Origin of the sequence: Streptomyces erythrochromogenes (assembly GCF_036170895.1) — a bacterium.
GTDB lineage: Bacteria > Actinomycetota > Actinomycetes > Streptomycetales > Streptomycetaceae > Streptomyces > Streptomyces erythrochromogenes.
In genome coordinates this window covers 5,533,320-5,556,324 of sequence record NZ_CP108036.1, presented here as the reverse complement: position 1 = coordinate 5,556,324, position 23,005 = coordinate 5,533,320, and the positions used below count along the sequence as shown (strand labels likewise).

21 protein-coding genes are annotated in these 23,005 nt (G+C 70.8%); 13 read left to right on the top strand and 8 right to left on the bottom strand.

Annotated elements, in window-relative coordinates:
- The first annotated feature begins 43 nt into the window (after positions 1-43).
- The 3 genes from OHA91_RS25345 to nirD are packed head-to-tail and all read left to right on the top strand — an operon-like array spanning position 44 to position 4,249.
- On the top strand, positions 44-1,393 hold the full coding sequence (locus OHA91_RS25345; RefSeq protein ID WP_266501404.1) for an NAD(P)/FAD-dependent oxidoreductase: 1,350 nt from the start codon (positions 44-46) through the stop codon (positions 1,391-1,393).
- Position 1,394: 1 nt separating this feature from the next.
- On the top strand, positions 1,395-3,920 hold the full coding sequence (gene nirB / locus OHA91_RS25340) for a nitrite reductase large subunit NirB (RefSeq protein ID WP_266501401.1): 2,526 nt from the start codon (positions 1,395-1,397) through the stop codon (positions 3,918-3,920).
- Positions 3,917-4,249, top strand: a complete 333-nt coding sequence (gene nirD, locus OHA91_RS25335) for a nitrite reductase small subunit NirD (protein WP_031145806.1) — start codon at positions 3,917-3,919, stop codon at positions 4,247-4,249. Before nirB ends, nirD begins: the two co-directional genes overlap by 4 nt.
- A 22-nt stretch (positions 4,250-4,271) precedes the next feature.
- On the opposite strand, the gene OHA91_RS25330 is transcribed toward nirD, so the two are convergent.
- Entirely contained in the window at positions 4,272-4,685 is a 414-nt protein-coding gene (locus OHA91_RS25330; protein WP_031145805.1) for a VOC family protein, read from the bottom strand.
- 158 nt (positions 4,686-4,843) lie between these two features.
- Complete coding sequence (locus OHA91_RS25325; RefSeq protein ID WP_037631393.1) at positions 4,844-5,299, bottom strand: group III truncated hemoglobin; 456 nt, start codon at positions 5,297-5,299, stop codon at positions 4,844-4,846.
- Between the two features lie 441 nt (positions 5,300-5,740).
- On the opposite strand from OHA91_RS25325, the gene OHA91_RS25320 reads away from it, so the two are divergent.
- Positions 5,741-6,901, top strand: coding sequence for an alkaline phosphatase PhoX (locus OHA91_RS25320; RefSeq protein WP_031145803.1), 1,161 nt, complete (start codon positions 5,741-5,743; stop codon positions 6,899-6,901).
- 144 nt (positions 6,902-7,045) lie between these two features.
- Here the strand turns inward: OHA91_RS25320 and OHA91_RS25315 are convergent, their stop codons facing one another.
- From OHA91_RS25315 to dusB, 3 genes are all read right to left on the bottom strand, one after another.
- Positions 7,046-8,044: an ArsR/SmtB family transcription factor gene (locus tag OHA91_RS25315; RefSeq protein ID WP_031145802.1), complete on the bottom strand. Its 999-nt coding sequence runs from the start codon at positions 8,042-8,044 to the stop codon at positions 7,046-7,048.
- A gap of 387 nt (positions 8,045-8,431) precedes the next feature.
- The gene (ppdK, locus tag OHA91_RS25310; RefSeq protein ID WP_031145800.1) at positions 8,432-11,140 is read right to left on the bottom strand and encodes a pyruvate, phosphate dikinase; all 2,709 of its coding nucleotides are present in this window, start codon (positions 11,138-11,140) and stop codon (positions 8,432-8,434) included.
- Between the two features lie 364 nt (positions 11,141-11,504).
- A complete protein-coding gene (gene dusB / locus OHA91_RS25305) occupies positions 11,505-12,665 on the bottom strand; it encodes a tRNA dihydrouridine synthase DusB (RefSeq protein ID WP_051892528.1) in 1,161 nt (386 codons plus the stop codon).
- A gap of 33 nt (positions 12,666-12,698) precedes the next feature.
- Here dusB and OHA91_RS25300 point away from each other — a divergent pair, with 33 nt between their 5' ends.
- Positions 12,699-14,147: an MFS transporter gene (locus tag OHA91_RS25300; protein WP_037631392.1), complete on the top strand. Its 1,449-nt coding sequence runs from the start codon at positions 12,699-12,701 to the stop codon at positions 14,145-14,147.
- A gap of 64 nt (positions 14,148-14,211) precedes the next feature.
- Here OHA91_RS25300 and OHA91_RS25295 read toward each other — a convergent pair whose 3' ends face one another.
- Entirely contained in the window at positions 14,212-14,667 is a 456-nt protein-coding gene (locus OHA91_RS25295) for a MarR family winged helix-turn-helix transcriptional regulator (RefSeq protein WP_328740072.1), read from the bottom strand.
- Positions 14,668-14,746: 79 nt separating this feature from the next.
- Between OHA91_RS25295 and OHA91_RS25290 the strand changes: the two genes are divergently transcribed.
- From OHA91_RS25290 to OHA91_RS25275, 4 genes are all read left to right on the top strand, one after another.
- Positions 14,747-15,103, top strand: coding sequence for a DoxX family protein (locus OHA91_RS25290; protein ID WP_328740071.1), 357 nt, complete (start codon positions 14,747-14,749; stop codon positions 15,101-15,103).
- Between the two features lie 54 nt (positions 15,104-15,157).
- The gene (locus tag OHA91_RS25285) at positions 15,158-16,234 is read left to right on the top strand and encodes an aldo/keto reductase (RefSeq protein WP_031145790.1); all 1,077 of its coding nucleotides are present in this window, start codon (positions 15,158-15,160) and stop codon (positions 16,232-16,234) included.
- 21 nt (positions 16,235-16,255) lie between these two features.
- A complete protein-coding gene (locus OHA91_RS25280; RefSeq protein ID WP_266501381.1) occupies positions 16,256-16,849 on the top strand; it encodes a TetR family transcriptional regulator in 594 nt (197 codons plus the stop codon).
- Positions 16,850-16,982: 133 nt separating this feature from the next.
- Positions 16,983-17,702 (top strand): VC0807 family protein, encoded by a 720-nt coding sequence (locus OHA91_RS25275; RefSeq protein ID WP_031145786.1) that lies wholly within the window; start codon positions 16,983-16,985, stop codon positions 17,700-17,702.
- A gap of 79 nt (positions 17,703-17,781) precedes the next feature.
- On the opposite strand, the gene OHA91_RS25270 is transcribed toward OHA91_RS25275, so the two are convergent.
- Positions 17,782-19,164, bottom strand: coding sequence for a glycine--tRNA ligase (locus OHA91_RS25270; RefSeq protein ID WP_031145784.1), 1,383 nt, complete (start codon positions 19,162-19,164; stop codon positions 17,782-17,784).
- A 155-nt stretch (positions 19,165-19,319) separates the two neighbouring features.
- On the opposite strand from OHA91_RS25270, the gene OHA91_RS25265 reads away from it, so the two are divergent.
- The 4 genes from OHA91_RS25265 to OHA91_RS25250 are packed head-to-tail and all read left to right on the top strand — an operon-like array spanning position 19,320 to position 22,470.
- Positions 19,320-20,318 carry a metal ABC transporter substrate-binding protein gene (locus OHA91_RS25265; RefSeq protein ID WP_031145781.1) on the top strand — a complete coding sequence of 333 codons (999 nt, stop codon included), beginning with the start codon at positions 19,320-19,322 and terminating at the stop codon, positions 20,316-20,318.
- A complete protein-coding gene (locus OHA91_RS25260; RefSeq protein ID WP_051892526.1) occupies positions 20,318-21,136 on the top strand; it encodes a metal ABC transporter ATP-binding protein in 819 nt (272 codons plus the stop codon). The genes OHA91_RS25265 and OHA91_RS25260 overlap by 1 nt, the downstream gene beginning before the upstream one ends.
- On the top strand, positions 21,136-21,999 hold the full coding sequence (locus OHA91_RS25255) for a metal ABC transporter permease (protein WP_031145778.1): 864 nt from the start codon (positions 21,136-21,138) through the stop codon (positions 21,997-21,999). Before OHA91_RS25260 ends, OHA91_RS25255 begins: the two co-directional genes overlap by 1 nt.
- A gap of 42 nt (positions 22,000-22,041) precedes the next feature.
- Positions 22,042-22,470 (top strand): Fur family transcriptional regulator, encoded by a 429-nt coding sequence (locus OHA91_RS25250; RefSeq protein ID WP_078959026.1) that lies wholly within the window; start codon positions 22,042-22,044, stop codon positions 22,468-22,470.
- Here OHA91_RS25250 and OHA91_RS25245 read toward each other — a convergent pair.
- Positions 22,467-23,003: a hypothetical protein gene (locus OHA91_RS25245; RefSeq protein ID WP_266501370.1), complete on the bottom strand. Its 537-nt coding sequence runs from the start codon at positions 23,001-23,003 to the stop codon at positions 22,467-22,469. The two genes, OHA91_RS25250 and OHA91_RS25245, sit on opposite strands and share 4 nt — an antisense overlap.
- Positions 23,004-23,005 lie beyond the last annotated feature (2 nt).

Below are 23,005 nucleotides of genomic sequence, written 5' to 3'. Positions count from 1 at the left end.
GGAGCGATGCGGCGGGGAAACAGCGGCCGCGCACCCTCATGGCATGACCTCGGAAAAGCGTGTGGTGGTGATCGGCGGCGGCCTCGCGGGCCTGCGGCTCGCGGACCGGCTGGGCCCGGCCGCGGCGGTGACCGTCCTCGGCGAGGAGTCCCACGTCCCGTACAACAGGGTCCTGCTCGCCGAAGTCCTGGCAGGGCGGTACGCGCCGGAGGTGACCGCCCTCCCGGCCCCCGGCCCGGCGCTGCGGCGCGGGGTCCGGGCGGTGCGCGTCGACCGGGCGGAGCGGGCCGTGCACTGCGACGACGGCACGGTGGCCCCCTACGACACGCTGGTGCTGGCCACCGGTTCGAACGCGGTGCTCCCGCCCCTGCGCGGGCTGTTCGAGCCCGAGGGGCGGGACCTCCCGGACGGGGTCCACGCCTTCCGCACGATGGACGACTGCCTGGCCCTCTCGGCGGCCGTACGCCCCGGGGTGCGGGCGGTGGTCATCGGCGGGGGCCTGCTGGGCGTCTCCGCCGCCCGGGCGCTCGCCGCGCGCGGAGCGTTGGTGGTCCTGGCCCAGCAGGGCGAGCGCCTGATGGAACGCCACCTGGACGCCGACGCCTCCGCCCTGCTGGCGGCGCACCTGACCGAACTCGGCGTGGAGATCCACACCGAATGCCGGGTCCGCGGGCTCGTCACGACAGGACCACCTGCGGCTCCGCTGCCGGGACTCCGCCCCGGACCCCGCGCCTCGAACGCCGGCGGGGCTGGTTCTTCAGCCCGGCCGGCGTTCGAGCACCGGGTCCGGGCGGAGCCCGGCGCACGGCGCGGCGCGGGCGCTCCGCGCAAGGTCACCGGCGTCGAGCTCGCCGACGGCTACCGGCTGGAGGCCGACGTCGTCGTCCTCGCGTGCGGCGTACGCCCCCGCACCGGCCTCGCCCAGGCCGCCGGCCTGGACGTCCGCACCGGCATCGTGGTCGACGACCACCTGCGCACCAGCGACCCCCGCATCCACGCCATCGGCGACTGCGCCGAGCACGCCGGGCAGGTGTACGGCCTGGCCGGCGCCGCCCTGGAGCAGGCCGACGCCCTCGCCGCCGTCCTCGGCGGGGCTCCCGCGCCGTACACCGGCACCCGCGCCCTGACCCGCCTCACCCTCGGCGGAGCCGGCACCGGCTCCCTCGACCTCGCCGCCTTCGGCGAGACCACCCCCCGCCCCGGCGACGACGTGGTCCGCCTCGCCGACGCCACCCGGCGGACCTACCGCAAGGTCGTCCTGCGCGGCGACCTCCTCGTCGGCGGGGTGCTGCTCGGCGAGCTCTCCACGGTGGGCGCCCTCGCCCGCACCTGGGAGGGCGGGGAACCACCGCACGACCTGTTCCACCTGCTCACCGACGACGGAGGCCACTGACATGACCGAGCCCTCGCCCACGATCGTGCTCATCGGGCACGGCATGGTCGGCCAGCGCTACCTCGAAGCGCTCGCCGAGCGCGGGATCACCGCCACGCACCGGATCACCGTGCTCTGCGAGGAGCCCCGGCCCGCCTACGACCGCGTGCACCTGACCTCGTACTTCTCCGGCAGCACCCCCGAGGACCTGTCCATGACGCCCGCCGGGTTCATGGAGCAGCACGGCATCGCCCTCCACCTCGACGACCCGGCCGAGCACGTCGACCGCGCCGCCCGCACCGTCACCTCCCGCTCGGGGCGGGTGTTCCCGTACGACGTGCTGGTCCTGGCCACCGGCAGCTACCCCTTCGTGCCGCCCGTCCCCGGCAAGGACGCCCCCGGCTGCTTCGTCTACCGCACCATCGAGGACCTCCTCGCCATCGAGGAGTACGCGAAGGACAAGACCACCGGCGCGGTCGTGGGCGGCGGACTCCTCGGGCTGGAGGCCGCCGGCGCCCTCCAGGGGCTCGGCCTCGCCGCCCGCATCGTCGAGTTCGCCCCGCGCCTGATGCCCGTCCAGGTCGACGAGGGCGGCGGCGCCGCCCTGCTGCGCACCATCGAGTCCATGGGCCTCACCGTCCACACCGGTGTCGGCACCCAGGAGGTGGTGACCGGCGAGGACGGCCACGTCAGCGGAATGCGGCTCTCCGACGGCTCGACGGTCGACACCGAGCTCGTCGTCTTCTCCGCCGGCGTCCGCCCCCGCGACCAGCTGGCCCGCGACGCCGGGCTGGACGTCGGCGAGCGCGGCGGCATCGCGGTCGACGCCCGCTGTCTGACCTCCGACCCGCACGTCTACGCCATCGGCGAGTGCGCCCTGGCAGTCGACGGCCGCGTCTACGGGCTGGTCGCCCCCGGCTACGAGATGGCCGAGACCGCCGCCGACGACCTGCTGGGCCGCGAGAAGGAGTTCACCGGAGCCGACCTCTCCACCAAGCTGAAGCTGCTCGGCGTGGACGTGGCCTCCTTCGGCGACGCCCACGGCACCGCCCCCGACAGCCTCGACGTCGTCTGGTCCGACTCCCGCTCCGGCGTCTACAAGAAGCTGGTGGTCTCCCCCGACGGGGTCCTCCTCGGCGGTGTCCTGGTCGGCGACGCCGACGCCTACGGCCTGCTGCGCCCGCTCACCGGCAGCGTCCCGCCCGTCGCCCCCGAGCAGCTGGTCCTGCCCGCGGGGGTCGGCGCGCCCGTCGCGCTCGGCCCGTCCGCCCTCCCCGACCACGCGGTGATCTGCTCCTGCCACAACGTCACGAAGAAGGCCATCACCGCCTGCTCCACCCTGCCCGAGGTCAAGAAGTGCACCAAGGCGGGCACCGGCTGCGGCTCTTGCGTCAAGGTGATCGGGCAGCTGCTCCCGGCCGCCGCCGACAAGGGGCTGTGCGGCTGCTTCCCGTACACCCGCGCCGAGCTCTACGAGATCGTCCGCACCCGCCGGCTGACCTCGTACGAGCAGATCCTCGACAACCACGGCCGCCCCGAAGCCCGCGGCAGCGACGGCTGCGAGGTCTGCAAGCCGGCCGTCGGCTCGATCATCGCCTCGCTCGCGGCCACCCTCGGCGCGAGCGGCTACGTCCTGGACGGGGAGCAGGCCGCCCTGCAGGACACCAACGACCACTTCCTCGCGAACATGCAGCGCAACGGCTCGTACTCGGTCGTGCCGCGGATCCCCGGCGGTGAGATCACCCCCGACAAGCTGATCGTGATCGGCGAGGTGGCCCGCGACTTCGGCCTCTACACGAAGATCACCGGCGGGCAGCGCATCGACCTGTTCGGCGCGAGCGTGGACCAGCTCCCGCGGATCTGGGCGCGGCTCGTCGACGCCGGCTTCGAGTCCGGGCACGCCTACGGGAAGGCGCTGCGGACGGTGAAGTCCTGCGTGGGGCAGACCTGGTGCCGCTACGGCGTCCAGGACAGCGTGCGGATGGCCATCGACCTGGAGCTGCGCTACCGGGGGCTGCGCGCCCCGCACAAGCTCAAGTCGGCGGTGTCCGGCTGCGCCCGCGAGTGCGCGGAGGCGCAGAGCAAGGACTTCGGGGTCATCGCGACGGCGAGCGGCTGGAACCTCTACGTGGGCGGCAACGGCGGCGCCACCCCGCGCCACGCCGACCTCCTCGCGCAGGACCTGTCGGACGCGGAACTGATCCGGCTGATCGACCGGTTCCTGATGTTCTACATCCGCACCGCCGACCGGCTGGAGCGGACCTCCACCTGGCTGGAGCGGCTGGAGGGCGGCCTGGGCCACCTGCGGGACGTGGTCGTGCACGACTCGCTGGGGCTGTGCGCGGAGCTGGAGTCCCTGATGGCCGACCACGTGGCGCACTACCGGGACGAGTGGGCCGAGACGCTCCAGGACCCGGAGCGGCTGCGCAGGTTCGTGTCCTTCGTGAACGCGCCCGGCGCCCCCGACCCGACCGTGAAGTTCGTCCCCGAGCGCGACCAGGTCAAGCCCGACCTGGCCGTCCTGACCATAGGAGGTGCCGTCCGATGACCGTGGAACTGCAAGTGGCGCAGGGCTGGCTGACGGTGTGCGAGCTGTCCGCGCTCGTCCCCGGGCGCGGGGTCGCGGCGCTGCTGCCCGACGGGAGCCAGGCCGCGGTGTTCGTCGACCGTGCGGGGCGGGCGTACGCCATCGGCAACCAGGACCCCTTCACCGGCGCGCAGGTGCTCTCGCGCGGCCTGGTGGGGGCGGCGGCGGGCCGGCCCTTCGTGGCCTCTCCGCTGCTCAAGCAGCGCTTCGACCTGGAGACGGGGCGCTGCCTGGACGATGAGGAGGTGGCGGTCCGCACCTACCCGGTGCGGACCGCCGCGACCTCCTGACCTGCAGGGGCGGGCCGGCCGGTCAGGCCTGCTTCTGGATCACGGCCGGGTCCATCCACATGATCTCCCAGGTGTGGCCGTCGAGGTCGTCGAAGGCCCGGCCGTACATGACGCCGTGGTCCTGGGCCGGGCGGGGTTCGGTGGCGCCGGCCGCCAGGGCCCCGTCCACCAGCTCGTCGACGGCGGTGCGGCTCTCGGCGCTCAGACACAGCAGGACCTCGGACGTCTTCGTGGCGTCCGCAATCTCCTTGTGGGTGAAGTCCTTGTAGCGGGCCTCGGTCAGGAGCATCGCGACGATGGTGTCGCTGATGACCATCGAGGCACAGTTCTCGTCGGTGAACTGGGCGTTGAAGGAGTAGCCCAGCTTGCCCCAGAAGGCCTTGCTGGCGTCCAGGTCCTTGACGGGCAGGTTGACGAAGATCATGGTCGCGGACATCGAGGTCCCTCTCTCTTGCTGCTCGGTGCTCGGTGCTCGATCGGTGCTCGATCGGTGCTCGATCGGTGCTTTCGAGAGGTAGACCGCGGGGCCTCGGGAAACTCATCGCTGCTCGCGAATTTTTCTGAGGTTTTCTTTCGGGACGACGAAACCGCAGGTCAGGCCGCCGAGCGCAGCTCCAGTGCCGCGAGGGGGACGAAGCCGGTGGTGCCTTCGCCCCGCAGGTCGGCGTCCGGTCCGACGAGGCGCCGGTGGAGGGTCAGTGCGATCCGCTCGCCCTGGGCCTTGGCCCGCTCGGCGTTCGGCCCGCTGTGCAGTCCGTCGATCGTCGCGTGCCACAGCTGCACCCAGCGGCCGAAGTCGGCGGCGGTCAGTGCGCGCACCGCATGCAGCGCGGCGTGCGGGGCGAAGGCGTTGCGCCGGTACGGGGCGGTGCGGAAGAGGGCCCGCTCCCAGAAGTCGGTGATGCGGGGCAGGTGGACGTCCAGGTCCGTGCCCGCGATGGGGGTGAAGAACGGACCGATCCGCGGGTCGGCGAAGGCGGCCGTGTAGAAGCGCCGCAGCACGATGTCGAGGTCGGCACGGCCCGAGATGTCGGCGGCGAAGCGGTTCATGCCTCCACGGTCCTCCTCCGCCCGGCGCCTTCCCAGGGCACAAGGTCCCGCCATGGGCCAATTCTCGCCACCGCGTGCGGGCACCTCCTAAACCCCGGCGGCCGAGACAGGCCGGAACTGGTCGGTGTGATCCGCCGGGCGCGCCGCGGCGCGGGCGCAGATGTCGCGAGTCTTCGCGGACGCGGCGCTGTGCGAACGCCGTAGGCCACGCGGAGACCAGGCCCACGGGAATCCGGCCGCGGAGACGCCGCGGAGGTCCGGAAGGCCCTCGGGAAAGAAAGCCCGGGCGTCCGGGAAATCTCCGCCGAAGGATTGAACGCCGACCGGTCGCTCGGGCGTAATGAGGATTTGGCGCCACGTCAACTGGCGTCTCCTAGGTTCCTCGACGCGTGCGACCCCGCGTCCGACCGGCCGCGGGGCCTTCCTCCCACAGGAGTGACCGTGGAACGTCGTACCTTCCTGCGCGGCGCTGTGATCGGTTCGTCGGCCGCCGCCTTCGGCGGCACGTTGATGCACGGGGCGGCCTATGCGGCACCCGCCCAGCCCGGGGCCGGACCCTACGGGGCGCTCGGTGCCGCCGACGCCAACGGCATCATGCTCCCGAGCGGTTTCACCAGCCGGGTGATCGCCCGCTCGGGCCAGACCGTCAGCGGCACCTCGTACACCTGGCACAGCGCCCCCGACGGCGGCGCCTGCTACACCGACGGCTCGGGCTGGATCTACGTGTCCAACTCGGAGATCAACCCCTCCGGCGGCGCGAGCGCGGTGAAGTTCAACTCCTCCGGCACCGTCACCGGCGCCTACCGGATCCTCTCGAACACCCGGCAGAACTGCGCGGGCGGCAAGACCCCCTGGAACACCTGGCTGTCCTGCGAGGAGGTCGACCGCGGCTTCGTCTACGAGACCGACCCGTACGGCGTGAACGCGGCCGTCCAGCGCCCGGCGATGGGCCGCTTCAAGCACGAGGCGGCCGCGGCGGACCCGGTCCGGCAGGTGATCTACCTGACGGAGGACGAGACGAGCGGCTGCTTCTACCGCTTCATCCCCACCACCTGGGGCAACCTCTCCTCCGGCACCCTCCAGGTCCTCAAGGCCGGAACGGCCACCTCCGGCTCCTTCACCTGGCAGAACGTCCCGGACCCGGACGGCTCCCCGACGGCGACCCGCAGCCAGGTCTCCGGCTCCAAGAAGTTCAACGGCGGCGAGGGCTGCCACTACGCCAACGACACCGTCTGGTTCACCACCAAGGGCGACAACCGGGTCTGGCAGCTCAACCTCACGAACAACACGTACGAGCTGGCCTACGACGACTCGCTCGTGCCCGGCGGCGCGGCCCCGCTGACGGGCGTCGACAACGTCACCGGCTCCTCGTACGGCGACCTGTACGTCGCCGAGGACGGCGGCAACATGGAGATCTGCGTGATCACCCCGGACGACGTGGTGGCGCCCTTCCTGCGGATCACCGGACAGTCCTCCTCGGAGATCACCGGCCCGGCCTTCTCGCCCGCCGGCAACCGGCTCTACTTCTCCAGCCAGCGGGGTACGAGCGGCAGCTCATCCGGCGGCATCACCTACGAGGTGACGGGCCCGTTCCGGGTCTAGCCCCGCCAGGGGCACCTCCCAGCGGTAGCTGGGGGAGTTCGAGGCGCGGGGGCCGGGGTCCGGCGCGGAGCCCCGGGAGGAAGCGCCGCGCCCGCACGACCGGCCGCACCCCGACGGGTCGAACCCGTCGGGGTGCGGCGGCGTTCACGAGGCCACGGCCCCGCCCTTGAGGAGCGCGGCTCCCAGCGGGGTCACGGTGTGCAGGACCGCGTTGCCGCGGCGCAGGGTGGTGACCAGGCCCGCCTCGCGCATCACGCAGGCGTGCTGGCTGGCGGAGGCCAGCGAGACCCCGGCCCGGCGGGCCAGCTCGCTGGTGGTCGCACCGTCCCCTATGGCCCGCAGCACGACCGAGCGGGTGTGCCCGACCAGCTTGCCCAGCGTGCGCTGGCGCTGCTCCTCCGCGGGCCGGGTGGCCTCGCCGCTGCCCGGGGCGGAGGCCAGCTGCGCGGCGGCCGGGTAGACCAGCACCGGCGGCAGCTCCGGGTCGTGGAGGGTCACCGCGGTGCGCCGGCAGAAGAAGGACGGCTGGAGCAGCAGCCCGCGCCCCCGCAGCCGTACGTCGCGGTCCACTGGATAGTCGCACTCCAGCACCGGGGCCCGCCAGCGCAGCATGGGCGGCAGCGAGGCCAACAGCTCGTCGGCGCCGCCGTCGAGCAACGCGCGGCCGCGTGCCGCCCGTTCGGCTTCTATCTGGGCCTGTATGTGGGTCCAGTACGGCTCCACGGCGGCCCGGTGGTACGCGCGCAGCTCGCCCATCAGCCTCGGGAGCTGCTTGGTGCCGCCCTCCATGAAGTCCCGCAGCCGCGGTGTCACGGGCGCTCCGGCACCCAGCAGCTGGAGCTCACGGCGCATGCGCTCGGGACGGATCCCGCGCAGCGCGTCGAGGCCCACGTCCCACCCGTACTGCCCCTCCACAGGGGTCAAGAAATCGGGGAAATAACCGCGACTCGGTATGAGCATACCGAGCGTGCGTGTTTCACTATTCAACCTGCTCCGGGTTTCCGTACGCCATTCACCGAACAACCGGGCATCGCGCCGGTCTCTTAAGCGGTGAAAGCTGAGAATCGTTTCCCACAACGCATCGGGACGCCCTGCCATCCGTACGCGTGCCAGGTCCACTCCAGTGAAATGGATACGCAGCACCGAACCCCCACCTGTGCAACCGCAATCCCCCCGCCCCATGAGTATGCACGCAGTCACACGTGGTCACCACGCCCTTTCGGCCACAGTTGAAACCCCTTTCGGCAGGGGCGTGACAACCGAAATCCTGTACTCCGCCGGGCACACTCCGGTGCGACCGAAACGCTCCGCGAAGGCCGTGGGGGGCTTTGCGGGGCCTGGCGGTCGGTCGCACTGGGAAGCGCCGACGTGCCCGGCAGAATGACAGCGGCGGTGGACGGGTGGGGATCCGTCCACCGCCTGCTGGCGTAAAGACTTGTTGAACAAAAAAATTGAGGCGCGCCCGCCCCCGGGCAGTCAGGGAACCCGGGGACAGGCGCGGTCTATGGGGCCCCTGTGGGGCCGGCGGGGTCAGCGGCTGTCGCTGCCCTTCGCCTCGGCGGCCGCACGACCGGCCTCCAGGCGCGCCACCGGAATCCGGAAGGGCGAGCAGGAGACGTAGTCGAGGCCGACCTCGTGGAAGAAGTGGACGGACTCGGGGTCGCCGCCGTGCTCGCCGCAGACGCCGAGCTTGAGGTCGGGACGGGTGGCCCGGCCCTGCTCGACCGCGTAGCGCACGAGGGAGCCGACGCCGTCCTTGTCGATGGTCTCGAAGGGCGAGACCCCGAAGATGCCCTTCTCCAGGTAGGCGGTGAAGAAGCTGGCCTCGACGTCGTCGCGGGAGAAGCCCCACACCGTCTGGGTCAGGTCGTTCGTGCCGAAGGAGAAGAACTGCGCGGCCTCGGCGATCTGGGCGGCCGTCAGGGCGGCGCGCGGCAGCTCGATCATGGTGCCGATGGAGAGCTTGAGGGTGGTGCCGGTGGCGGCCTCGACCTCGGCGATGACCGCGTCGGCCTCCTCGCGGACGATCTCCAGCTCCTGCACGGTGCCCACGAGCGGGATCATGATCTCGACGCGGGGGTCGCCCTTGGCGTTCTTGCGCTCGGCCGCGGCCTCGGCGATCGCCCGGACCTGCATGGCGAACAGGCCGGGGATGACCAGGCCCAGGCGGACACCGCGCAGACCCAGCATCGGGTTCTGCTCGTGCAGCTTGTGGACGGCCTGGAGCAGGCGCAGGTCGTTCTCGTTGGCGTCCTTGCGGGACTCGGCGAGGGCGACGCGCACCGACAGCTCGGTGATGTCGGGCAGGAACTCGTGCAGCGGCGGGTCGAGCAGGCGGACCGTGACGGGCAGGCCGTCCATCGCCTCGAACAGCTCGATGAAGTCCTTCTTCTGGAGCGGCAGCAGGGCACTGAGTGCCTGGTCGCGCTCGTCGTCGGTGTCGGCGAGGATCAGTCGCTCGACCATCTCGCGGCGCTCACCGAGGAACATGTGCTCGGTGCGGCACAGGCCGATGCCCTGGGCGCCGAAGCGGCGGGCGCGCAGCGCGTCCTCGGCGTTGTCGGCGTTGGCGCGCACCCGCAGGCGGCGGACGCGGTCCGCGTAGGCCATGATCCGGTGCACGGCGGCGACGAGCTCGTCGGCGTCGTCGGCGCCGGCGTGCATGCGGCCCTCGAAGTACTCGACGACCGGGGACGGTACGACGGGTACCTCACCGAGGTAGACCTTGCCGGTGGAGCCGTCGATGGAGACGACGTCGCCCTCTTCGATGACCGTGTCGCCGACCGTCATGCGGCGGCGCTTGGTGTCGACGTCGAGCTCCTCGGCGCCGCAGACACAGGTCTTGCCCATGCCGCGGGCGACGACGGCCGCGTGGGAGGTCTTGCCGCCGCGCGAGGTCAGGATGCCCTCGGAGGCGATCATGCCGTCCAGGTCGTCGGGGTTGGTCTCGCGGCGGATCAGGATGACCTTCTCGCCGGAGCGGGACCACTTGACGGCCGTGTAGGAGTCGAAGACGGCCTTGCCGACCGCCGCGCCCGGGGAGGCGGCGATGCCGCGGCCGAGCAGGGTGGTCTTGGCGCCCTCGTCGAAGCGCGGGAACATCAGCTGGGCCAGCTGGTGGCCGCTGACGCGCTGGAGGGCCTCGGCCTCGTCGATCAGGCCCTGGTCGACGAGCTGGGTGGCGATGCGGAAGGCGGCGCCGGCGGTGCGCTTGCCGACACGGGTCTGCAGCATCCACAGCTGGCCGCGCTCGATGGTGAACTCGATGTCGCAGAGATCCTTGTAGTGGGTCTCCAGCGTCGTCATGATCGTCATGAGCTGGTCGTAGGAGGCCTTGTCGATGGCCTCCAGGTCGGCGAGCGGCACGGTGTTGCGGATGCCCGCGACGACGTCCTCGCCCTGGGCGTTCTGCAGGTAGTCGCCGTAGACGCCCGCGTGGCCGCTGGCGGGGTCGCGGGTGAAGGCGACGCCGGTGCCGGAGTCCGGGCCCAGGTTGCCGAAGACCATGGAGCAGATGTTGACCGCGGTGCCCAGGTCGCTCGGGATGCGCTCCTGGCGGCGGTACAGCTTCGCCCGGTCGGTGTTCCACGAGTTGAAGACGGCCTCGACGGCGAGGTCCATCTGCTCGCGGGCGTCCTGCGGGAACTCGCGGCCGGCCTCCTTCGCCACGATCTTCTTGAAGACCTTGACGAGCTTCTTCAGGTCGGCGGCGTCGAGGTCGGTGTCGACGGTGACCTTCTTGGCGGCCTTGGCCTCGTCGAGGGCGTCCTCGAAGAGCTCGCCCTCGACGCCGAGGACGGTCTTGCCGAACATCTGGATCAGGCGGCGGTACGAGTCCCACGCGAAGCGCTCGTCACCGGCCTGGGAGGCGAGGCCGACGACGGACTCGTCGGAGAGGCCGATGTTCAGGACGGTGTCCATCATGCCGGGCATCGAGAACTTGGCGCCGGAACGCACGGAGACCAGCAGCGGGTCGTCCGACTGCCCGAGCTTCTTGCCCATCTTCGACTCGAGGGCCGCAAGGTGGGCGCTGACCTCGTCGCGCAGCGCGGCCGGGGCCGAGCCGCTCTCGAGGTAGACCTTGCAGGCCTCGGTGGTGATGGTGAAGCCGGGAGGGACCGGCAGACCCAGGTTGGTCATCTCGGCGAGGTTGGCTCCCTTGCCGCCGAGAAGGTCCTTGAGGTCGCGGTTGCCCTCGGTGAAGTCGTAGACGAACTTCTGATCTTTGTTTTCCGACACGGGTCTCGACTCCTCGAGGCTCGGTGGCTGCCCTGACGGCCAGGAACATACCCAGATCGAAGGCTTCTGGGTACGTCCACTTGGCCGTCATACGGCTGTAACCACCCGTGCGCCAGCAGATCGAAAGTAACTCAGGGGTAACCAGAACGCACCCACAGCGTTCAGATCCCGAAGGGTGAGGGGACTCCTGAGGCTTGTTTACGCTCGGATGAGCGATCATCGATACATTTGCGTTCAAGTCTTGAACGCACAAAGGGTGGCACCCAGTGCCACCCTTTGAAAGTCTTACCCGTGACTTAGCTGCTCATCTGAGCGAAACCTCTCCCATGCGTGGCGTATATCACGCACCACGGAGGGCGATTTGTCAGCCTCCGGAGGTGTCCAGTTCCGCGTCCTCGCTCACACCCGCGCAGTCGTACGGGTCCTTCAGCCAGCCGTCCGGCAGGACAACTCGGTTGTTTCCGGACGTCCGGCCGCGCGGGCCGTCGGCGCTCTCCGGCCATGCTTGATCCAGATCGAGCTCGCTCAGATGAGCGTCCAACTCGGCCAGCGAAGAGGTCACCGCGAGCTTCTTCCGCATCTCGGAACCGACCGAGAAGCCCTTCAGGTACCAGGCGACGTGCTTACGGAAGTCGATCACGCCGCGCGTCTCGTCGCCGATCCACTCCCCCAGCAGCTGGGCGTGCCGGTGCATGGTCCGCGCGACCTCGCGCAGCGTGGGCTTGTGGAAGTCCTCAGGACGCCCCTCGAAGGCCGCCACCAGGTCGTTGAACAGCCACGGCCGACCCAGGCAGCCGCGGCCCACGACCACGCCGTCGCAGCCGGTCTCTCGGACCATGCGCAGCGCGTCCTCGGCGCACCAGATGTCGCCGTTGCCGAGTACCGGTATCTCCGGCACGTGCTCCTTGAGCCGCGCGATGGCGTCCCAGTCGGCGGTGCCGCCGTAGTGCTGTGCGGTGGTCCGCCCGTGCAGGGCGATGGCGGTGACCCCCTCCTCGACGGCGATGCGGCCGGCGTCGAGGTAGGTGAGGTGGTCGTCGTCGATGCCCTTGCGCATCTTCATGGTCACCGGCAGGTCGCCGGCTCCGGCGACGGCCTCGCGCAGGATCGCGCGCAGCAGGTTGCGCTTGTACGGCAGCGCCGAGCCGCCACCCTTGCGGGTGACCTTGGGGACCGGGCAGCCGAAGTTGAGGTCGATGTGGTCGGCGCGGTCCTCTTCGACGATCATGCGGACCGCCTTGCCCACCGTCGCCGGGTCGACCCCGTACAGCTGAATCGACCGGGGCTTCTCGGTCTCGTCGAAGTGGATCAGCTGCATGGTCTTCTCGTTGCGCTCGACCAGGGCGCGGGTCGTGATCATCTCGCTCACGAACAGCCCCTTGCCGCCCGAGAACTCCCGGCAGAGGGTACGGAACGGGGCATTGGTGATGCCGGCCATGGGCGCGAGCACCACGGGGGGCTGCACGGTGTGCGGGCCGATCGCGAGAGGCGGGGGGAGCGTGGTCATCCGCCCATTGTCCCGCATGCCGAGGGGGTCGTGCGGACGTAGCATCGGCGCATGATCGAGCCGAGTCACCGGCAGCGCATGATCGTCCTGTCGATCTGCTGCATGAGCCTGCTCATCGTCAGCCTCGACAACACCGTGCTCAACGTCGCGCTCCCGTCGATGCGCCGCGAGCTCGACGCCTCGGTCGCGGGGCTCCAGTGGACCATCGACGCGTACACGCTCGTCCTGGCCTCGCTGCTGATGCTCGCGGGCTCCACGGCCGACCGGATCGGCCGCCGCAAGGTGTTCGTCGCCGGTCTGCTGGCCTTCGGCCTCGGTTCGCTGCTGTGTTCGCTCGCTCCGAGCCTCGGCTGGCTCATCGTCTTCCGGATGGTGCAGGCGGTCGGCGGCGCGATGCTCAACCCGGTCGCCATGTCGATCATCACCAACACCTTCACCGATCCGGCCGAGCGGGCCCGGGCCATCGGCGTGTGGGGCGCGGTGGGGGGCATCTCCATGGCGGCGGGCCCCCTGATCGGCGGGGTGCTGGTGGACACCGTGGGCTGGCGCTCGATCTTCCTGATCAACCTGCCGATCGGCCTGGCGGCGCTCGTGCTGACCCTGCGCCACGTCCCCGAGTCCCGGGCGGCCCGTCCGCGCCGCCCGGACCCGCTGGGTCAGGTGCTGGTCATCGCGCTGCTCGGCAGCCTGACGTACGGGATCATCGAGGCGCCCGCCGCCGGCTGGCGCTCACCGCTGATCATGGGCTGCGCGGTGGTGGCCGTCGCCTCCTTCGTCGGACTGCTGGTGCACGAGCCCAGGTGCGCGGAGCCGCTGATCGACCTCCGGTTCTTCCGGAGCGCGCCGTTCAGCGGCTCGACGATCATCGCCATCAGCGCCTTCGCCGGGCTGGCCGGCTTCCTCTTCCTGAACACCCTCTACCTCCAGGACGTACGGGGGCTCAGCGCCCTGCACGCCGGGCTGTACATGCTGCCGATGGCCGGGCTGACCGTGCTGTTCGCGCCGCTGGCGGGGCGGCTGGTGGGCAGCCGGGGGCCGCGGATCTGCCTGCTGATCGCGGGGGTGGCGATGGCGGCGAGCGGCCTGCTGTTCGCCCTGTTCGAGGCGGAGACGTCCAACCCGCTCCTCTTCACCGGGTACGTGCTGTTCGGGCTCGGCTTCGGCATGGTGAACGCGCCGATCACCAATACGGCGGTGTCCGGGATGCCGCGCTCCCAGGCGGGTGTCGCGGCCGCCATCGCCTCCACCAGCCGGCAGACGGGCGGCACGCTGGGCGTGGCGGTCATCGGCTCGGTCCTGGCAGCGGGGCTGGCGAGCGGCGCCGACTTCTCCGGGGCGGCCCAGCCTGCCTGGTGGATCATCACGCTGTGCGGGCTGCTCGTGCTGGTCGTGGGCGCGGCGACGAGCGGCAGCTGGGCCCGCGGGACGGCGGAACGCACGGCCCGCACCCTGGAGGAGAGCAGCGGGCCTGCGGCGGCCGTGGGGTCCCCGCGCACCTAGAGCGCGTCGCGGCGGGCTGCCGAGCGGCGTCGCGGCGGGCTGCCGGGCTCGCCCGGGCGGGCCCCTACTCGCCGCAGTCGAAGTCGTCGGCCGAGGTGTTGACCCGGTCGAGGAGGGCGCGCAGGTGGTCGCGCTCCAGGGCCGACAGGCCCGCGAACATGCCGTCCTCGACCTCGTCGAGGGCGGCGTTCGTCTTCGCCAGGGCGGTCTGCCCGGCGGGAGTGATGCCCACGTTGTGCCGGCGGCGGTCGGCGGGGTCGCGGCGGCGCTCGGCGAGGCCTTCGCCCTCCAGGTCGTTCAGGACCCCGACGAGCACGCTCGGGTCGACCTCCAGCCGGTCGGCGAGAGCCCGCTGGCTGATGGGGCCGCCTTCCAGGTGCATCAGTGTCATCGCGTGCCGGGGGGTGAGCCCGGCCGCGCCCAGGGCGTGCTTCATGCGGGTCTGGGTGACCGCGCCGTGCCAGGCCAGCAGCAGGCCCAGTCGCTGCGGGGGGTGCGATCCGCCCTGGTCTGCCGTCATGGTCCACATCGTAGCGCCTGAGAAATGATTGCAATCGACATATCGTTGATGCTATTCAATGATCTGACATTGCCAATCGTTGGAGCTTGCCACGTTCATAGCCTACGCCGTCGTCGGCGGCCTGCTCGCCCTCGTCCTGACCGCCTCCGCCGCCTTCACCCTGCAGCGCAACGACCAGATCGTCGCGAGCATGCAGAAGGTCCAGGTCCCCGACTCCTGGCTGCCACGGCTGGCCACCCTCAAGGCGGCCGGCGCGATGGGCCTGGTCGCCGGCCTGTGGGTCACTCCGCTCGGCGTGGCCGCCGCGGCCGGCGTGACCCTCTACTTCATCGGCGCCGTCATCAGCCACCTCCGGGTCAAGGACTACGAGCTCGCACCGGCGGCCGTCCTCGCGCTGGTCGCGGCGGCGGCACTGGTCCTGCGCATCCTCGCCTGACACTGACGGGTGACAGATATTGAAATCTGTCACCCGTCATGTCATTCTCGTTCCATGACGAAGAACGAGAACATCTCCACGACCACCACCGGCACGACTACCGGCACCACCGCCGCCACCTCCCGGCGCCTCGGCACCACCGGTCCCTCCGTCTTCCCGCTCGGGCTGGGCTGCATGGGGATGTCCGCCCTCTACGGGGAAGCCGACCGCGCCGAATCCGTCGCGACCATCCACGCGTACCTGGACGCCGTCCCCGAAGGCGCGAACGCTCTGCTCGACACCGGCGACTTCTACGGCATGGGCCACAACGAGCTGCTGATCCACGAAGCCCTGCACACGGCACCCGCAGCGGTCCGCGACCGGGCGCTGACCAGCGTCAAGTTCGGCGCGCTGCGCACGGTCGAGGGCGGCTTCACCGGCTACGACGGCCGTCCCGAGGCCGTCAGGAACTTCCTCGCCTACTCCCTCCAGCGGCTCGGCCGGGACCACATCGACGTCTACCGGATCGCCCGCGTGGACCCGGACGTGCCTATCGAGGAGACCGTCGGAGCCATCGCCGAAGCGGTCCAGGCCGGGCACGTGCGCCACATCGGCCTCTCCGAGGTCGGCGCCGACACCTTGCGCCGGGCCGCCGCAGTGGCTCCGATCTCCGACCTCCAGATCGAGTACTCGCTGATCTCCCGCGGCATCGAGGAGGAGATCCTGCCCACCGCGCGCGAGCTCGGCATCGGCGTCACGGCGTACGGGGTGCTGTCCCGCGGCCTGATCAGCGGCCACTTCACCCGCGACCGCGCCCTGGCCCCGGGCGACTTCCGCGGGATGAGCCCCCGCTTCCAGGGCGAGAACCTCGACCGGAACCTGGACCTCGTCGACGCCCTGCGCAAGGTCGCCGACGACAAGGGCGTGAGCGTCGCCCAGACCGCCATCGCCTGGGTGCTCTCGCGCGGCGACGACATCGTGCCGCTGGTGGGCGCCCGGCGCCGGGACCGTCTCACCGAGGCACTGGGTGCCATGGATATAACCCTCAGCCCGGCGGACCTGGCGGCCATCGAGGAGGCCGTGCCCGCCGGTGCGGCGTCGGGCGACCGGTATCCGGCGGCGCAGATGGCCCACCTCGACAGCGAGCACTGAGCTGGCGGTACGGTCGTACCCATGCCACCCGCTGCCTCCGAGCCCCTCACCCCCGACCGCATCCTCGAGACCACCGAGGAAGTGCTGCGCCGCTTCGGCCCCACCAAGGCGACCGTGGTGGACGTGGCGCGCGCCCTGGGCGTCAGCCACGGCAGCGTCTACCGGCACTTCCCCTCGAAGGCCGCGCTGCGCGAGGCCGTCACCGACCGCTGGCTCGCCAAGAGCGTCGTCATGCTGGAGCAGATCACCTCGGCTCCCGCCGGGAGCGCGCCCTCCAAGCTGGAGGCCTGGCTGGAGGCGCTGTTCGAGGCCAAGCGCCACAAGGCCGGCGACGATCCGGAGCTGTTCGCGACGTACACGGTGCTCCTCGCCGAGAACAGCGGGACGGTGGAGCAGCATCTGACCGAGCTGATCGACCAGTTGGGCCGGATCATCGCCCAGGGAGTCGCCGACGGTTCGCTCGCGGCACCCGACGTACCGGCCGCGGCCCGTGCGGTCTTCGACGCCACCGGCCGCTTCCACGACCCGCAGTACGCGGCGGAGTGGTTCTCCCCGACCATCGCCGCGGAGTTCGAGGCGGTCACCGCTCTGGTGATCCGGGGCCTGCGCGCCTGACGCACGCCGGATCCTCCCGAACAGGCCGCCCGGCACGGCTTTGTGATCATTTTGGGTGCGCCCTGCTTGTCCGTGCACAGCCAAGATTCATACGGTTCCCCCACCGCCTCATCAGGCACGTCACGGGGGAACCATGACCGCACCAGAAGCTCAGACAGAACGACCCGCGCCTCCGGCACGCAAGGGCGGCGCTGCCGCCCTCGGCTGGATCCTGACCATCGGGCTCAACGTGGTCGCGCCGATCATCACGTACCACCAGCTGCGCGACCACGGCTGGAGCGAGTTCGCGGCGCTCCTGCTCAGCAGCGTGTGGCCCGTGCTCGACAGCGCGGTCAACCTGGCCTGGCGCCGCAAGCTCGACGAGTTCGCCGTCGTCACCCTGGTCTTCCTGGTGATCACGGCGGTGGTCTCGCTGATCGGCGCGCACTCGGCCCGCGCCCTGCTGATCAAGGACTCCGGTGTCACCGGGCTGTTCGGCCTGCTCTGCCTGGCCACCCTGCTCGCGCCCCGGCCGCTGATGTTCTACTTCGGACGCAAGTTCGCCACCGACGGCACTCCCGCGAGCACGGCCTGGTGGAACGGACTGTGGCAGTACGAGGGCTTCCGCCGGACGATGACCGTGATGACCACCGTCTGGGGCGTCGCCTACCTCGTCGAGGCGGGGGTGCGGATCGCCCTGGCCTTCGTCGTGGACACCGACACGATGGTCGTGGTCAGCCCGGTCATGATCTACACGGTTCTGGGCTGCCTGGGCGTGTGGACCGCGATGTACGGCAAGCGCTCGCAGGCCGAGGGCGAGAGGCGGGCCGCCGAGGCGGCGGCCGAAGCCGATGCCGGGGCCTCGGCAGCCTGACCGCGGCCGGCGGGACGACGACCGGTGGCCCGGTGCGCACGTTGCGCACCGGGCCACCGGTCGTCGTCTGCGGCGCTCGTCAGCAGCCGAGCAGGCGGCTGCCGAGGTAGGTCTGGATCTGGTCCAGGGAGACGCGCTCCTGCTTCATGGTGTCGCGCTCGCGCACGGTCACCGCGTTGTCGTCCAGGGTGTCGAAGTCGACGGTGACGCAGAACGGGGTGCCGATCTCGTCCTGGCGGCGGTAGCGGCGGCCGATGGCGCCCGCGTCGTCGAACTCGATGTTCCAGAACTTGCGCAGGTCGGCGGCGAGGCCCTTGGCCTTCGGCGACAGCTGCGCGTTGCGGGACAGCGGCAGGACGGCGACCTTGATCGGGGCCAGGCGCGGGTCGAGGCGCATCACGGTGCGCTTCTCCATGACGCCCTTGGCGTTGGGGGCCTCGTCCTCGTTGTACGCGTCGAGCATGAAGGCGAGCATGGCGCGGTTGACACCGGCCGCCGGCTCGATGACGTACGGGGTGTAGTGCTCGCCGGCCTCCTGGTCGAAGAAGCGGAGGTCCTGGCCGGAGGCCGCGGAGTGCGCCTTGAGGTCGTAGTCGGTGCGGTTGGCGACGCCCTCGAGCTCGGAGAACTCACTGCCGCCGAAGTTGAAGCGGTACTCGATGTCGGCGGTGCGCTTCGAGTAGTGGGACAGCTTCTCCTTCGGGTGCTCGTACCAGCGGATGTTCTCCTCGCGGATGCCGAGGTCGCGGTACCAGTTCCACCGCTCCTGCATCCAGTACTCCTGCCACTGCTCGTCCTCGCCCGGCTTGACGAAGAACTCCATCTCCATCTGCTCGAACTCGCGGGTGCGGAAGATGAAGTTGCCCGGCGTGATCTCGTTGCGGAAGGACTTGCCCATCTGCGCGATGCCGAAGGGCGGCTTCTTGCGCGAGGTGACCTGGACCTGGGCGAACTGCGTGAAGATGCCCTGGGCGGTCTCGGGGCGCAGGTACGCCTTGGAGCCGGTGTCCTGGGTCGGGCCGAGGTGGGTCTCCAGCATGCCGGAGAACTGCTTGGGCTCGGTGAACTGGCCCTTCACACCGCAGTTGGGGCAGTTGATGTCGGCCAGGCCGTTCGCGGGGAGACGGCCGTGCTTGGCCTCGTACGCCTCCTCGAGGTGGTCGGCGCGGTGGCGCTTGTGGCAGGAGGTGCACTCGGTCAGCGGGTCCGAGAAAGTGGCGACGTGGCCGGAGGCCACCCAGACCTCGGGGGCCAGGATCACGGACGAGTCGAGACCGACGACGTCCTCACGCCCGGTGACCATCGCCTTCCACCACTGGCGCTTGATGTTCTCCTTGAGCTCGACACCCAGCGGACCGTAATCCCAGGCGGCCTTGGAGCCGCCGTAGATCTCACTGCACGGGAAAACGAAGCCACGGCGCTTGCTCAGGCTGACGATGGTGTCGATCTTGTCGGCGGCCACGGTGCTCTCTTCATTACGAGGACGAACGGCGAAGTCTTTAGGTTACCGGCGCCCGCACCCCCCCTTTCAAATCGGTTCCCCTTCCACGCCCGGCCGCCCGTCCCTCCCACCTGGGTTTTTGACAATCGTTTCCATCTTTGATGAAAATGGATGTCATGAACGTACGACGCCTCATACCCACCGCCGCCCTTGCCGGCGCCGTCGCCCTCGGCGCCACGGCCCTGACCGCCTGCTCCGGAGCAGGTGCGGTCGGCAGCAAGGACGGCAAGCTCGGCGTGACGGCGTCGTTCTACCCGCTCCAGTTCGTCGCCGAGCAGATCGGCAAGGAGCACGTGAAGGTCGACGGCCTGACCAAGCCCGGCGTCGAGCCGCACGACCTGGAGATCACTCCCAAGCAGACCGCGCAGCTCGGCGAGGCCGACGTGGTCCTCTACCTCAAGAACCTGCAGCCCGCCGTCGACAAGGCCGTCGCCCAGTCCGGCGTGAAGAACGTCGTCGACGCCGCCACCCTGACCGAGCTGGAGGCCCACGGCGCCGAGCCGGGCCACGGCGAGGAGGGCCACGCGCACCAGGAGGGCGACGAGCACTCGGGGGAGCACGCCGGTGAGCACGACGGCCACGACCACGGCGGCGGCACCGACCCGCACGTCTGGCTCGACCCGGTCAAGTACGCGGAGATCGCCAAGGGCGTCGGTGCGGCCCTGGAGAAGGCCGACCCCGACCACGCGGCGGACTACAAGAAGAACACCGACGAACTGGTCGGCAAGCTGGGCGCGTTGGACACCGAGTTCAAGGACGGCCTGAAGAACACGGCCTCCAGGACCTTCATCACCACCCACTCCGCCTTCGGCCACCTCGCCGAGCGCTACGGCCTCGACCAGGAGGGCATCGCCGGCGTCGACCCCGAGTCCGAGCCGAGCCCGGCCCGCATGAAGGATCTTCAGGCGGTCGCGAAGAAGGACAATGTCACCACCGTGTTCTTCGAGACGCTGGCCAGCGACAAGACGGCCAAGACCCTCGCGACGGACACCGGCCTGAAGACCGACGTCCTCGACCCGCTCGAGGGCATCACCGACAAGTCCCAGGGCACCGACTACTTCGAGGTCATGCGGTCCAACCTGAAGAACCTCCAGAAGGCACTCGGAGCCAAGTGATGACAGCAGCAACGGAGGCGCGAGCCATGCAGTCACCGCCCCGACCGGCCGACGACCGGCCCGTCATATCCCTGCGCGGGGCCAAGGCCTCGCTCGGCTCGCGCCCCGTGCTGCGCGGAATCGACCTCACCGTCCACCGCGGGGAGGTCGTCGCCCTGCTCGGCGCCAACGGCTCCGGCAAGTCCACGGCCGTCCGCGCCGTGGTCGGCCAGGTCCCGCTGACCGACGGCTCCCTCAGCCTCTTCGGCACGGACTTCAAGCGCTTCCGCGACTGGTCACGCATCGGCTACGTCCCGCAGCGCACCACCGCGGCCGGCGGCGTCCCGGCCACCGTCCGCGAGGTCGTCTCCTCCGGCCGGCTCGCCCGCACCCGCTTCGGGCTGCTGCGCAAGGCCGACAAGGCCGCCATCGAGCACGCCCTGGCCCTGGTCGGCATGGACGCGCACGCCGACGTCTCGGTGGACGCCCTCTCCGGCGGCCAGCACCAGCGCGTCCTCATAGCCCGGGCGCTCGCCGTGGAACCCGAACTGCTGATCATGGACGAGCCGATGGCGGGCGTGGACCTCGCCAACCAGGAGGTCCTGGCGAACGCCCTGCGCGCGCAGGTCGCGGCCGGCTCCACCGTCCTGCTCGTCCTGCACGAGCTGGGCCCGCTGGAGCCCCTGATCGACCGCGCCGTCGTCCTGCGCGACGGCTGCGTCGTCCACGACGGCCCGCCCCCGGAGGCCGTCGGCCAGCACGCCCTGCCCGGCCACGACCACGTACACCCCCACGCGGCGCACGACGCCGAGCCCCTGCGGACGGGACTGCTGAGCTGATGGACATCCTCGATTACGCCTTCATGCAGCGAGCGCTGATCGCGGCCGCCCTGGTCGGCATCACGGCCCCCGCCATCGGCACGTACCTCGTCCAGCGCCGCCAGGCGCTCATGGGCGACGGCCTCGGCCACGTCGCCATGACCGGTGTCGCCCTCGGCTTCGTGCTCCAGACCAGCCCGGTCTGGATGGCCACCCTCGTCGCCGTCGTCGGCGCCGTCGGCATGGAGCTGATCCGCGCCCGCGGCAGGACCAGCGGGGACGTCGCCCTCGCCATGCTCTTCTACGGCGGCCTCGCCGGCGGTGTCATGATCATCAACCTGGGCGGCGGGCAGACGGCCAGCCTCCTGGGCTCCATGTTCGGCTCGATCACCACGGTCGCCGCCGAGGACGTGACCGCGATGGCGATCCTCGCCGCCTTCGTCCTCGCCGTCGCCATCGGCCTGCGCAGGCAGCTCTTCGCCGTCTGCCAGGACGAGGAGTTCGCCCGGGTCACCGGACTGCCCGTGCGCGCCCTGAACCTGCTGATCGCGGTCACCGCCGCGGTCACCGTCACCGTCGCCATGCGCATCGTCGGCCTGCTGCTGGTCAGCGCGATGCTGGTGATCCCGGTCGCCGCCGCCCAGCGGCTCACCCGCAGCTTCGCCACCACGCTGGGCCTGGCCATGGCCATCAGTGTGACCGTCTCCCTGACCGGCACGGCTGCCACCTACTACATCAACGTGCCCTCGGGCGCGACGATCGTGCTGCTCGCGATCGGCGTCTTCATCGCGCTGACCGCCCTCTCGGCTCCCCTGGCCCGCCGGCGGGCCAGGGCCGCGCTGGCGGCCGAAGAGGTCTGCACGCGCGACGATGTGAAGGTCTAGCGGGCTGGCACAATGGCCGCAGGCCTATACGAGGAGGAACCGGTGGCGACTGCGCCTGGCGAGATGAATACCGCGCCAGTACGAGGACGATCCACCCGCCAGCGGGCCGCAGTGGCGGCGGCGCTGGACGAGGTGGACGAGTTCCGCAGCGCCCAGGAACTCCACGACATGCTCAAGCACCGTGGCGACTCCGTGGGCCTGACCACCGTCTACCGCACCCTGCAGTCCCTGGCGGACGCGGGCGAGGTCGACGTCCTGCGCACCAGCGACGGCGAGTCCGTCTACCGCCGCTGCTCCACCGGCGATCACCACCACCACCTGGTCTGCCGCAAGTGCGGCAAGGCCGTCGAGGTGGAGGGCCCGGCCGTGGAGAAGTGGGCCGAGTCCATCGCCGCGGAACACGGCTACGTGAACGTCGCCCACACGGTGGAGATCTTCGGCACCTGCGCCGACTGCGCCGCCGCCGTCTAGAGCCTTCGCAGCTTCCGCTCCAGGAGCTCACGGATCCGGTCCAGCTCCTGGTCGGTCAGGGCGGCGCGCTTGGGCAGCCACAGCAGCGTGCCGTCCTCCTTCGTCAGCAGCAGGATCAGGTTGCGGCTCTCGCCGAAGCCCGCGCACTGGCTCCACAGGATCTGGGACGCGGTCCCGTCGGGCATCCGGGTGACCACTCCCGCCTCGGAGTGCGTGCAGCGGTACTCACGGTGCCGGGCCGCCCACTCATACCTCCGGTGCGCCTGCCGGTCCAGGCTCAGGTACGCCCCGTAGCAGCCGACGAACGGGCCCAGAACGGCCAGCAGCAGCAGCTGCTCGGCCGCCATGCCCTGGACCGACCCCATCACGACGGGCACCAGGGGCAGCCCCAGCCACATCAGCATCCACATGCGGCCCTTCGCCGTCCTGCGGGCGTACCACCGCAAGGCCTCGCGGGCATCACCGGGCCGGGGGCTGTAGTACGCCTCGATCTCCGCGCCGACGGCCGGCTCCGCCCCACCTGTCGTGTTCATGG